Origin of the sequence: Nocardia sp. NPDC004860, from assembly GCF_040609015.1 — a bacterium.
In the GTDB taxonomy this organism is placed as follows: domain Bacteria; phylum Actinomycetota; class Actinomycetes; order Mycobacteriales; family Mycobacteriaceae; genus Nocardia.
Genome location: NZ_JBEXJI010000006.1, coordinates 199004 through 210716 on the forward strand (window position 1 = coordinate 199004; position 11713 = coordinate 210716).

Below are 11713 nucleotides of genomic sequence, written 5' to 3' on the forward strand. Positions count from 1 at the left end.
CCAATTGTCCGTTCAACAGTGTATGTCGAGGCGGCTGGGCAGCCGAATATTTGCCGACAGGTGACCTCTGAACGGCGGATGTCCGGATCGGATACCTTGAATCGTGTGTCGATGCTGAAGGGTTCCAACGTTCCGGTGGTGACGTCCGAGATTCGGATCGAACTGGGGTGGCAGTCGGGACCCGGGGTTCCCGACGCCGACGCCTCCGCCCTGCTGCTGTCGAGCGGCCGGGTGCGCTCGGACGCCGATTTCGTCTTCTACAACCAGCCGCAGCATGCCTCGGGCGCGGTCCGCCACCACGGCAAGCAGACGGGACCGGTGATCGTGGACGCCCTCTCGGTGCACCTGGGCCGGGTGGAACCGCAGATCGACGCCATCGTGCTCGCCGCCTCGGCCGACGGCGGCACCTTCGCCCAATTCCAGGGCCTGCACGTGCGTTTGGTGGATATGGGCGGCGTGGAGCTGGCCCGCTTCGACAGCACCGACGCCACCTCGGAGACCGCCTTCGTGCTCGGCGAGCTGTATCGCCGCGACGGCGGCTGGAAGTTCCGCGCCGTCGGTCAGGGCTACGACTCCGGACTGGCCGGGCTGGCAACAGATTTCGGTATCTCCGTCGATGAAGCGCCTGCCCCGCAGCCGAATACACCGCAGCCCGTCGCCCCTTCGCAGCCCCTCACGCCCCCGCAGCCGGTCACCTCGCCCCAGCCCGCGGCCGCCCGACCGCCGATCGCTCCCCCGCAGCCGATGCCGGCGCAGCAGCACACCTTCGGGCCGCCGCCGACGCCTGCACCCCGGCCGAATACCGGCAAGATCTCGCTGACCAAGGAGGCCCCGGCGGTCTCGCTGACCAAGCAGGGCGCGACCGGCGGAATCATGCGGGTCAACCTGAACTGGTCGGTGCCGAGTTCGGGCGGTCTGTTCGGGCGCAAGCGGGCGAACGGCGGGCTCGACCTGGATCTGTGCGCGTTCTGGGAGCTGGCCGACGGGTCGAGGGGCTGCGTCAGCGCGCTGGACACCTTCGGCGATCTGCACAAGCCGCCGTTCATCGCGCTGGACCGCGACGATCGCACCGGCGGCAGCGCGACCGGCGAGAACCTGTCCATCAACCTCGATCACATCGCGGATTTCCGCCGCATCCTGGTATTCGCCTCGCTCTACGAGGGCGCGCAGGACTTCCGTGGCGTGCACGCCACCGCGACCCTGTTCCCCCGCAATACGCCGCCGATCGAGATGGAAGTCGGCGGCTGCCAGGATGATTCGCGCGAGATGGTGCTGGCGCTGATCGAGAATGTGCACGGCGAGCTGGTGGTGCGGCGCGAGGGCCGGTTCGTGCGCCCGCCGGAGGGTCGCCGGTTCTGGGGCAAGCTGGCGGTGGATCAGGCCTACGGCTGGGGCCTCAAGTGGGGCACCTCGAAGGGCAAGTCCTGACGCGGATCACTCCGGAGCGAGTCGCCGCGCCAATTCCAGTGCGGCGACCCGGGTTTCGGCCAGCGAACCGGGCCAGCAGAGCAGCCGCAGGATGGCGTCGGGAATGAGCTGCTCGGCGTACTCCGGCGCCGCGCCCTCATCGGAGCGCATATTGATGACCGACTCCACCAGCCGGAACGGCAGCAGTTCGGCCCCGGCCACCGCGCCCGCACCGGCCGCGGCGATGACGGACCCGGCCTCGGCGATGACGGCGGCGGACAGCGTCTCGTAGTGGCCGCGCAGCTCGTCGCGACGTTCCCGGAAGCGGGCGAAGCGTTCGCTGCGCAGTTCCGGCAGCAGGTAGAGCGCGCCGAGATTCCAGCGGCTGGCGCACAGCTGGCTGACGTCGTACCAGGCCAGCGCGTACAACCGCACGGCCGCGGGCTCGGTCCGCCCGGCCAGCACGCTCGCCAATTCCAGTGGCGTGGTGACCGTTTCGGCGAGCAGGGCGTCGAGAATGTCGTCCTTGGCGGCGAAGTGGTGATACAGCGAGGCCTGCCGGATGCCGACGGCGTCGGCGACCGCGCGGGTGGAGGTATTGCCGTAGCCGTGACTGGTGAACAACTCGGCGGCGGCGTCGAGGATTTCGGCGCGCGGCGTCTGGCCTGCGCGCCGGCGCGGTTCGAGACGAGGACGGCCGGGTCCGAGTTGGGTCACCCTGCCATTCTGTCCTACCCGCACCAACGGCCTGCCTACGCGCATGGCCGGGCCGCCTACCCGAGCGGCCGACCTGCACAGTGAGGTTCCTGTCATTTGACAGAAATACCGGCAATACAGAAGTTACGGCGGGCCATCCGACCGATACAGCGGCGTCACCTGAGCCGCGATCGCGACCGGAAAACTTTCAAGCGATAGATATTCGCCTCGCGAAAGACTCACCGCCATGGTTGCCTCCGCCGACGCCATCATTCCCCAGCCCCCACCGGTCACCGCCGAAACCAGCTCGGACAGCGCCGATCTCGCGCGCTTCGGCTATCAGCCGGTGCTGCACCGCAAGCTCGGCCGCTACGCCTCCTTCGCGGCCGGATTCTCCTTCGTCTCCATCCTGACCACGATCTTCCAGTTCTTCGGCTTCGGCTACTCCTTCGGAGGCGCGGCCTTCTTCTGGACCTGGCCGATCGTGTTCGCGGGCCAGTTCCTGGTGGCACTGAACTTCGCGGAACTGGCCGCCCGCTACCCGATCTCGGGCTGCATCTATCAGTGGTCGCGCCGGCTGGCCGGGGAGGTCGTCGGCTGGTTCGCGGGCTGGATGATGATCATCGCCCAGATCGTCACCGCCGCGGCGGCCGCGATCGCGCTGCAGGTGGTGCTGCCGACCATCTGGTCCGGATTCCAGCTCATCGGCACGAACAGCGATCTCACCTCCCGCGACGGGGCGTCGAACGCGGTGCTGCTGGGCAGCGTGCTGCTGGTGATCACCACCCTCATCAATGTGGTGGGCATCGACTGGATGGCGCGCATCAACTCGCTCGGGGTGACCATCGAGATCATCGGTGTGATCGCGGTGATCGCGGTGTTCTTCACCCACACCGACCGCGGGCCCGGCGTGGTCACGCACACCGATCAGGCCGCGGCCGGGCCGTACTGGGCCGCCTTCCTGGCCTCCGGATTGATGGCCGCCTACGTCATGGTCGGATTCGATTCCGCCGGTGAGCTTTCCGAGGAGACCAGAAATCCGCGGCACGTCGCGCCGCGCACCATTCTGTCGGCGCTGGCCGTGTCCGCGCTGGGCGGCGGGCTCATCCTGCTGGGCGCGCTCATGGCCGCACCGAGCCTGTCCGACGGCTCGCTGGCCAGCGGCGGGCTGGCGTACGTGATCGAGGCCAAGCTGACCAGCGTTCCCGGCAAGGTGGTGCTGGCCTGCGTGGCGTGCGCGATCACGGTGTGCACCCTGGCGATTCAGACGGCCGGTTCGCGCCTGCTGTTCTCGATGGCTCGCGACGGGCGGCTGCCGTTCGCCAAACCGCTGTCGACGGTGCATCCGCGCTTCGGCACCCCGGTGTGGCCCGCCGTGGTGATCGGCGTGCTGGGAATCGGCCTGCTGGTGGTGAACCTGGGCAATGCCGCCATCTTCGCGACGCTGGCCAGTGTCTGCATCGTCATGCTCTACCTCGCGTACCTGCTGGTGACCATGCCGCTGCTGGTGCGCCGGATCAAGGGCTGGCCCGCCGATATCGCCGGTGACGCCGCGGGCACGAAACTGTTCGCGCTGGGCCGCTACGGCATTGCGATCAATGCGCTCGCCGTGATCTGGGGCATCGCCATGGCGGTGAACCTGGCCTGGCCCCGCGCCGCGGTCTACACCCCGACCGGCGGTGGCTGGTGGATGCTCTGGGCCGCACCGCTGTTCGTGCTGCTCACGGTGGCGGTCGGCGCGGTGGTGCACCGGATGGTGACCCCCGCGCGCGGCGTAGTCACCGATCCCATTCCCCAAATCGCCTGATCCACACGACATTCCGATGATATCGCCGGAGCCCGGCCAACGCCCGCACCGCCGGCCGAGTCTCCGGCGATCCCCGAGAAACGGAGTAGCAATGAGCACAGCCAACACCACCGGCGCGCGGGATCATGCCCGCTCCCAGGCGGCCGCCGCCGAACGCGTCGGGCCCGAGCTCCCCGTGGACGTCGACATCGCGAAAATCACTTTCGCCCAGCGGGTTCCGTCGGGTGGATACGCGAATGTGGTGCTCGCGCGCGGTACCCGGGTACGGCTGTCGGATCCGTTCGGCGCGGCGTGTGCGCATCTGCTGCTGCTGCGGGCCGAATCGCCCTGGGAACGGCTGAATGTCGCCGACACGGTGAAGGTGCCGTGGCAGGCGTATCTGGGCGTCGGCCACCCGCTGCTCTCCGATCAGGGGCGAGTGCTGGCCACGGTGATCGCGGACTCCTCCGGCCGCCATGACACCCTGTGCGGTCCCTCACCTGCCGCGCGGCAGAGCCTGCGGCTGGCCGGGGTCAAGCAGGGGCTCGAGCCACGGGATATCGGCCCGACGGTGTCGTTCTTCCGGGGTGTGCGCGTGGAATCCGATGGCGCGCTGACGATCACCGGCGGCGCGGCGGCGGGCACGGCGGTCGACCTGCTCGTGCAGCTGCCGGTGACCCTGCTGGTCGCCAATGCCGAACACCCGCTCGACCCCACTCCCCCGACCGAGCTCGACCTCGTGGCGTGGTCCGCCCCGGAAGAGCTCGCACTCGCGCACGGTACCGACCCGGAATACCTGCGCGCGGTGGAGAACACCGAACAGGACTGGCACGCACGCACTCTGGAGGCCCGCGCATGATCACCGCCGCCCGCACCGTCGTACTCGACGAGACCGTCCCCGCCCGCGCCCCCTGGTCGGCCGTGGTGCGCGCGGGAGACCAGCTGGACATCATCGATCTGCACGGCAATCAGGCGGTGGACTGCCTGCTCTACAACGCCGCCGATCACACCGACCGGTACAGCGCGCAGACGACGATCACGACCCAGCGCAATATCTTCCTGACCACCGGCAGCGTCCTGCTGACCGAGGCGGGCACCCCGCTCATGACGGTGGTCGCCGACGAGGTCGGCAATCACGACACCGTGGCCGGGGCGTGCTCGCAGGAGTCCAATACCCTGCGCTACGGCCACCACACCCGCCACCAGCACGCCTGTGTGGAGAACTTCCTGGCCGAGGGCCTGAAGTGGGGGCTGGGCAAGCGCGATCTGGTCTCGAACATCAACTGGTTCATGAACGTTCCCGTCGAGGCGGACGGCACGCTCGGCATCGTGGACGGGCTCTCCGCGCCGGGCAAGAAGCTCACGCTGCGCGCCGAGATCGACACCCTGGTGCTGGTCTCCAACTGCCCGCAGATCAACAACCCCTGCAATGGCTTCGACCCCACCCCGGTGCGCATGGTGGTGACCCGATGACCGCCGTGCTGCCGGACCTCACCGCACCCGAGCACTCGTCCCCCGCCGCGACATTCCAGGTGATCCGGCCGGGCATGCAGACGACCGTGCAGGATTGGCCGGGCCGGGTGGGCTACTGGCATGTCGGGGTGCCGCCGTCCGGCCCGATGGACGACCTGTCGTTCCGGCTGGGCAATCGGGCGCTCGGCAATCCGGAGGGCGCGGCCGGGCTGGAGTGCACCCTGGGCGGTCCGGCCCTGCGCTTCGACGCCGCCACCTGGGTGTGCGTCACCGGTGCGCCGGTGCCCGTGACCGTGAACGGCCGCGCGGTGCGACAGTGGCGCAGTGTGCTGGTGCCGGCGGGCGGCGTGCTGGACATCGGCATGGTGCGCGGGCCGGGAATGCGGTGCTACCTGCTGGTGGCCGGCGGTATCGAGGTGCCCGAATACCTGGGCAGCCGTGCGACTTTCACCCTCGGCAAGTTCGGCGGCGGCACCGGCCGAGCCCTGGCGGCGGGCGATGAGTTCGGGCTCGGCGCGCCCGGGCGGGTGACGGCCGGGGTGACCGGCGACGATCAGCCCGTGCTGACCCGGCGCTGGGAGCTGGCGGTCACCGAGGGACCGCACGGCGCGCCGGAGTTCTTCACCCGCGGCGATTTCGACACCATCATCGGCACCGACTACGAGGTGCACTTCAACTCCGATCGGACCGGGGTGCGGCTCATCGGCCCGAAACCCCAGTGGGCGCGGCGGGACGGCGGCGAGGCGGGACTGCACCCGTCCAACATCCACGACAACGCGTATTCCGTTGGCGCACTGGACTTCACGGGTGACACCCCGATCCTGCTCGGCCCGGACGGCCCCAGCCTGGGCGGCTTCGTCTGCCCGGTCACCGTGGTGGCGGCCGAGCGCTGGAAGCTGGGTCAGCTCACGCCGGGCGACCGCGTGCGCTTCGTCCCGGTCCGCGCCGACCACGCGGCCTCGCTGCGGGAGCTCGGGGCCGAGCGCCGGGCCGCCTGGCCGGTCGTGCTGTCCACGGGCGGCGACGGTGACGACGGCGTCCTGGCCCGCCGCGACGGCGCGGACACCGCGGTCACCTACCGGCGCGCGGGCAATGACGGCCTGCTCGTCGAATACGGGGACATGACACTGGATCTGGAGCTGCGCGCCCGCGTGCACGCCCTGCACCAGGCGCTGCTGGAACGGTCCGAACCGGGGATCACCGAACTCACCCCGGGCGTGCGATCGCTGCAGGTGCGCCATGACCCCGGCCGGCTGCCCACCCGCACCCTGCTGGGCCTGCTCGCCGAGGTGGAGGGCGAGCTGCCGCCCGCCGACGAGCTGGTGGTCCCCAGCCGCACCGTGCGGCTGCCACTGTCGTGGGACGATCCGTCCACCCGCGAGGCCATCACCCGCTACATGCACGGCGTCCGCGCGGATGCCCCGTGGTGCCCGTGGAATATCGAGTTCATCCGCCGGATGAACGGATTGGCCTGCGTGGACGAGGTTTTCGACACCGTGTTCGCGGCCGAATACCTGGTCCTCGGCCTCGGCGACGTGTACCTGGGCGCGCCCGTGGCCACGCCGACCGATCCACGGCATCGGCTGGTCACCACCAAATACAACCCGGCCCGCACCTGGACGCCGGAGAACGCGGTCGGCATCGGCGGCGCCTACCTCTGCATCTACGGCATGGAGGGTCCCGGCGGCTACCAGTTCGTCGGGCGCACCACCCAGGTGTGGAACCACCGCTCCAGCGGCGTCGGCGAAGACCCGTGGCTGCTGCGGTATTTCGACCGCATCAGCTGGTATCCGGTGAGCGCCGAGGAACTGCTCGACCTGCGCGCCGACACCGCCGCGGGCCGCGGCGAGCTGCTGGCCGAGGACGGCGAGTTCCGTCTCGTCGACTACCGGAAGTTCCTGTCGGACAATGCCGCATCCATCGACGAGTTCCGCGCCCGGCAGGCCGACGCCTTCGCCGCGGAACGCAATTCCTGGCGCGAGGCGGGCGAACTCGCCGAAACACCCTGAGCGCCTCGGCCTGTTCGCTCCCATCCCAGATCTAGGAGACCCCATGACCGTGTGGATCCACCACCGCCCGGACGCCGAGGTGGACGCCGAAATCGCCACCGCCGCAGGCGCTCTGGCGGGTCTGCGTCTCGCCGTCAAGGACAATGTGGATGTCGCCGGCCTGCCGACGACCGCCGCCTGTCCCGACTTCGCGTATACGCCGGATCGGGACGCACCGGCGGTCGCCGCGCTGCGCGCGGCCGGTGCGGTGGTGGTCGGGAAGACCAATCTCGACCAGTTCGCCACCGGCTTGGTCGGCACCCGCTCGCCCTACGGCGTCGTCGAGAACGCGCTGCGACCCGGATATGTCTCGGGCGGTTCGAGTTCCGGGTCGGCGGTCGCGGTCGCGACCGGGCAGGCGGATATCGCCATCGGCACCGACACAGCCGGGTCCGGGCGCGTTCCGGCCGCGTTCCACGGCCTGGCCGGTATCAAGCCCACCGTCGGCGTGATCTCCACCGAGGGCGTCGTCCCCGCCTGCCGCTCCTATGACTGCGTGACGATCTTCGCCGCCGATCTGCGCCTGGCCGATCGGGCCATGGGCGTCATGGCGGCGGGTGCGCCGGGCCGGGCGTGGCCCGCCGACGTCCGGCTGGCCGCGCCGCCGCAGCCGGTGATCGCGGTTTTCAGCGCGCTGCCGGAGCTGGATCCGCAGTGGCACAGCGCCTTCGAGCGGACGGTCGCGGCACTGCGCGATCGGGGCGCGACCATCGTGGACGTCGATCCGGAGCCTTTCCTGGCCGCCGCCAGACTGCTGTACGACGGCGCGCTGGTCGCCGAACGCTACGCGGCGGTGGGCGAATTCATCGACGCACACCCCGAATCGGCCGATCCCACGGTCGGATCCATCATCCGTGCCGCCCGCGAGCTACCCGCGCATCGGCTGGTCACCGATCTGGCCGCGCTCGAACGTCTGCGCGCCACCGCCATGGCGAGCCTCGCGGGAGTGGACGCGCTGCTGACCCCGACCGCGCCGGCCCACCCGACCATTGCCGAGGTCGCCGCCGATCCCGTTGCCGTGAATGCCCGGCTCGGCACCTACACCAACTTCTGCAATCTCTTCGACCTGTGCGCGGTCGCAATCCCCACGGATGAGCCATATTTCGGCGTGACCGTGCTGGCCCGCGCCTTCGAGGACGCCGTGGCGCTCGATATCGCCGCTCTGATCACCGGCGCCCCGCTCGACCCCGGCGAGCCGGGCTGGCCCGCGACGGCCGCGGCCGCCCACGATCTGATCGTCTTCGGCGCGCACCTGCGCGGCCAGCCCCTCGAACACCAGCTGACCGGCCTGGGCGCGCGCTGGTGCGGCCCGGTCGAGACCGCTCCGCACTACCGCCTGGGCGCGCTGGACACGGTGCCACCCAAACCGGCCGTAACCCGGGTCCCCGCAATGGAATCCGGTGTCGCGGTGGCCGGGGAACGCTGGCTGCTCTCACCCGCCGCCCTCGGCCGCTTCCTCGCGGCCCTGCCCGCGCCCATGCAGCTGGGCGCGGTCGAACTCGCCGACGACACCTGGCACACCGGGTTCGGCTGCACGGGCGCGGCCGCCGAATCCGCCAAGGACATCAGCGAATACGGTGGCTGGCGCGCGGCGCTGGCGGCCGGGGCGGTGAGCTGACGGTCCGTCAGTTCTGCCAGAGCGCCAGGACGCGGTCCGCGTCCGCCTTGCCCTGCGCCCGGCCGGCTTCCAGGGACGGGACGCGGGTGGCGGTGTCGAGCGGGTTGAGGCCGAAGGCCGCGGTGGCCGCCTCGTCCGGGGCGATCACCTCGACCCGGGCGCCGGCCGCGACCAGGCCCGCCACCTGGGCCTCGAGTTCCGCGTCCGGCATGGGCGCGATCACCAGCACCCGGGCGTAGCCGGTGGCGAGATCGGCGTTCACCGACGTCCGGACGCCGCCATCGGTGTAGCGCGCGCCGTCGACCGTGGCACAGGGCCACACCATGGGCACCGCGGAGCTGGCGGTCACCGCGTCGACCAGTGCGACACCGGAATCCTTGTCGAAGACCCGCAGCTCGCCCGTCTCGGCGTTCACCGCGGTGATCCGGACATCCCGATCGGACCATTCGTGCACGGGCAGCCGGGTCTCGATGACGGCCCGCCGCTCCGGCTCCGGGACCGACTCCGCGCGCAGCGCGAGCGCGCCGATGCGCTGCCGGCGCTCGACCGAATCCACCTGCAGTTCCTCGATAATGGCGGCCAGCGTCTCCCAGAGCCCGGCGAACTTCTCCATCGAAGGCACGATCTCGCGGCTCTGCACCGCCGGATCCACCTGCCGCCGAACCAATTCCGCGAGGTCGAGCCCGCTGCCCACCTGGGCGGCCACATTGGACCCGGCGGAGGTGCCGAGCAGCAGATCCGCGCCGGTCACGTCGGCGCCCGCATCCGCCAGCCCGGCGAGAATGCCTGTCGCCCAGGAGATCCCGGCCACCCCGCCGCCGCCGATCACCAGCGCACGTTCCGTCGTCATACCCGCACTCACTTTCCTACCCGCTGAGAAAGACACCCTGCGGTACGCAAACTACCGGCTAGGCCGCCGGAGCGGCGGCTATGGCTCGATTTCCACCTCTCATTCCGAGACGTGCGTCGCGTCGGGATTGGTGGCGTCGCGAATGATGCGCAGGCTCGCGGTGAGCTGGTCGAGTTGCTCAGGGCTGAGCAGGCCGGTGAACCAGCGGTCCACGCCGTCGAGGTAGACGGGCAGCACGCGCGCCACGCGGGTGGCCCCGGCGGCGGTGAGCACCGCGTAGGAGCTGCGCCGGTCGGCGGGATCGGCCTCGCGGCGGACGAAGCCATTGCGCTCCAGGCGGTCCACCAGCCGGGTGACACCGGAGGTGGACAGGCTGGTCTGGATGGCGAGATCCGTCATGCGCAGCTTGCGGCCGGGTGAACGGCTCAGGCGCAGCAGGGCATTCAGGTCGAGTCCTGACAGGCCATTGCGCTTCCAGGTCTCCTCGAGCCGGGCGATGAGCCCATCGTGAGCCTCGTAGAGCAGGCCGATCGCGGTCAGCCGGGGGTCGTCGAAGAGATTGGGATCCACGGTGACCAGCCTAGACCAGACGTTTTCAGTGCGGATAGTTGACATGCGGAACATTTTCGATATCTTGTTGCTAACGCAATATTCCGCACTGCAACTACATGGAGGTTCCGATGACGACCGAGCGCTGGGTGGCGGGATTCCGTGCGCCACTGGTGAATCCGGCCGAGGAGATCAAGCTCGCCGAGCCGCGGGCCTTCGCCGGCGAGACCGTGCGACAGGTGGTGCGGGTCGCCGGCGGCGGGTCACGGCTGCGCGTGCGACTGACCAATCGCTACGGCACGGACGAACTCGTGATCGGCGCGGCGCGGATCGCCGTGCGCAAGACGGGTGCCGAGATCGTGCCCGAGACCGATACCGCGGTGCGGTTCGCGGGGTCCGGGTCCATCCGGATCCCGGCCGGGGCCGATATCGTCAGCGACCCGGTGGACCTGGCCGTCGAGGCGGGAACCGAACTCGCGCTGAGCGTGTACCTGCCCGAACCGGCGCTGCCCGCGTTCGCGCAGTTCCCGGTCGAGAGCAGCTGGATCAGTACCGGCGATCGGACGGGCGACGCTGCTCCGTCCGATGCCGAGGAGACCGCGGCGCGGTTCCTCCTCACCGGAATCGACGTCGCTGTCGACTCCGAGGTTCCGGTGCTGGTGGCCTTCGGCGACTCATGGTTCGAAGGCTTCGGCTCGACCCATGGCGCGAACCGGCGGTCGGTGGATGTGCTGAGCCAGCGGCTGACCACCGGGTGGGCGGTCAATCAGGGCATCGGCGGCAACCGGCTGCTCACCGACGAGATCGGCGAGCACGGGCTGGCCCGGTTCGAGCGGGACGTGCCATCGGTGCCGGGGATCGCGGCCGTGTGGTCCAACTTCGGCATCAATGACCTGATCCTGGCCGGCACCGCGACCGCCGAGGCCCTCATCGCCGGCTTCACCGCGCTGGCCGAGCGGGCGCACGCGGCCGGACTGCCGATCTACGCCAACACCATCGGACCGTTCGGCGGGGCCATCTACCCGGGTCTGGCGGTGGCCGAGGGCATTCCGGTGCGGCGCGCGGTGAACGAGTGGCTGCGCACCACCACGGTGTTCGACGCCGTCTTCGATGTGGCCGCGGCCGTGGAGAATCCGGCGGATCCGGACTTCATCCGGCCCGAGTTCGACAGCGGCGACGGCATGCATCTCAATGACGACGGGGCCCGGGCCATGGCGGAGGCGGTGGATCTCACCGCGCTGCCGCCGGCCTTCCGGTAAGAGGCCGGGGCGGCGGGTCAGGGCAGG

Annotated in this window: 10 protein-coding genes; 7 read left to right on the forward strand and 3 right to left on the reverse strand. The window is 70.3% G+C overall.

The window, feature by feature from the left end:
* Positions 1 to 111 precede the first annotated feature (111 nt).
* Complete coding sequence (locus ABZV44_RS15490; protein WP_354836369.1) at positions 112 to 1428, forward strand: TerD family protein; 1317 nt, start codon at positions 112 to 114, stop codon at positions 1426 to 1428.
* Between the two features lie 6 nt (positions 1429 to 1434).
* Here the strand turns inward: ABZV44_RS15490 and ABZV44_RS15495 are convergent, their stop codons facing one another.
* Positions 1435 to 2124: a helix-turn-helix domain-containing protein gene (locus tag ABZV44_RS15495; RefSeq protein ID WP_354836371.1), complete on the reverse strand. Its 690-nt coding sequence runs from the start codon at positions 2122 to 2124 to the stop codon at positions 1435 to 1437.
* Between the two features lie 226 nt (positions 2125 to 2350).
* Between ABZV44_RS15495 and ABZV44_RS15500 the strand changes: the two genes are divergently transcribed.
* From ABZV44_RS15500 to atzF, 5 genes are all read left to right on the forward strand, one after another.
* A complete protein-coding gene (locus ABZV44_RS15500) occupies positions 2351 to 3910 on the forward strand; it encodes an amino acid permease (RefSeq protein WP_354836373.1) in 1560 nt (519 codons plus the stop codon).
* Positions 3911 to 4001: 91 nt separating this feature from the next.
* The gene (locus ABZV44_RS15505) at positions 4002 to 4748 is read left to right on the forward strand and encodes a DUF1989 domain-containing protein (protein ID WP_354836375.1); all 747 of its coding nucleotides are present in this window, start codon (positions 4002 to 4004) and stop codon (positions 4746 to 4748) included.
* Entirely contained in the window at positions 4745 to 5362 is a 618-nt protein-coding gene (locus ABZV44_RS15510) for an urea amidolyase associated protein UAAP2 (RefSeq protein ID WP_354836377.1), read from the forward strand. Before ABZV44_RS15505 ends, ABZV44_RS15510 begins: the two co-directional genes overlap by 4 nt.
* Positions 5359 to 7371 (forward strand): 5-oxoprolinase/urea amidolyase family protein, encoded by a 2013-nt coding sequence (locus tag ABZV44_RS15515; protein ID WP_354836379.1) that lies wholly within the window; start codon positions 5359 to 5361, stop codon positions 7369 to 7371. The genes ABZV44_RS15510 and ABZV44_RS15515 overlap by 4 nt, the downstream gene beginning before the upstream one ends.
* 43 nt (positions 7372 to 7414) lie before the next feature.
* Positions 7415 to 9028 (forward strand): allophanate hydrolase, encoded by a 1614-nt coding sequence (atzF, locus tag ABZV44_RS15520; protein WP_354836381.1) that lies wholly within the window; start codon positions 7415 to 7417, stop codon positions 9026 to 9028.
* A 7-nt stretch (positions 9029 to 9035) separates the two neighbouring features.
* Here atzF and ABZV44_RS15525 read toward each other — a convergent pair whose 3' ends face one another.
* Positions 9036 to 9878 (reverse strand): patatin-like phospholipase family protein, encoded by an 843-nt coding sequence (locus ABZV44_RS15525; RefSeq protein WP_354836383.1) that lies wholly within the window; start codon positions 9876 to 9878, stop codon positions 9036 to 9038.
* Positions 9879 to 9977: 99 nt separating this feature from the next.
* The gene (locus ABZV44_RS15530; protein ID WP_354836385.1) at positions 9978 to 10448 is read right to left on the reverse strand and encodes a MarR family transcriptional regulator; all 471 of its coding nucleotides are present in this window, start codon (positions 10446 to 10448) and stop codon (positions 9978 to 9980) included.
* 110 nt (positions 10449 to 10558) lie between these two features.
* On the opposite strand from ABZV44_RS15530, the gene ABZV44_RS15535 reads away from it, so the two are divergent.
* Positions 10559 to 11686 carry a GDSL-type esterase/lipase family protein gene (locus ABZV44_RS15535; RefSeq protein WP_354836387.1) on the forward strand — a complete coding sequence of 376 codons (1128 nt, stop codon included), beginning with the start codon at positions 10559 to 10561 and terminating at the stop codon, positions 11684 to 11686.
* The last annotated feature ends 27 nt before the right edge of the window (positions 11687 to 11713 follow it).

Excerpts from the sequence above, each read along its gene's own strand:
- ABZV44_RS15490 (WP_354836369.1), top strand. The coding sequence starts at position 112 with ATGCTGAAGGGTTCCAACGTTCCGGTGGTGACGTCCGAGATTCGGATC.
- ABZV44_RS15500 (WP_354836373.1), top strand. The coding sequence starts at position 2,351 with ATGGTTGCCTCCGCCGACGCCATCATTCCCCAGCCCCCACCGGTCACC.
- ABZV44_RS15505 (WP_354836375.1), top strand. The coding sequence starts at position 4,002 with ATGAGCACAGCCAACACCACCGGCGCGCGGGATCATGCCCGCTCCCAG.
- ABZV44_RS15510 (WP_354836377.1), top strand. The coding sequence starts at position 4,745 with ATGATCACCGCCGCCCGCACCGTCGTACTCGACGAGACCGTCCCCGCC.
- ABZV44_RS15515 (WP_354836379.1), top strand. The coding sequence starts at position 5,359 with ATGACCGCCGTGCTGCCGGACCTCACCGCACCCGAGCACTCGTCCCCC.
- atzF (WP_354836381.1), top strand. The coding sequence starts at position 7,415 with ATGACCGTGTGGATCCACCACCGCCCGGACGCCGAGGTGGACGCCGAA.
- ABZV44_RS15525 (WP_354836383.1), bottom strand. The coding sequence starts at position 9,878 with ATGACGACGGAACGTGCGCTGGTGATCGGCGGCGGCGGGGTGGCCGGG.
- ABZV44_RS15535 (WP_354836387.1), top strand. The coding sequence starts at position 10,559 with ATGACGACCGAGCGCTGGGTGGCGGGATTCCGTGCGCCACTGGTGAAT.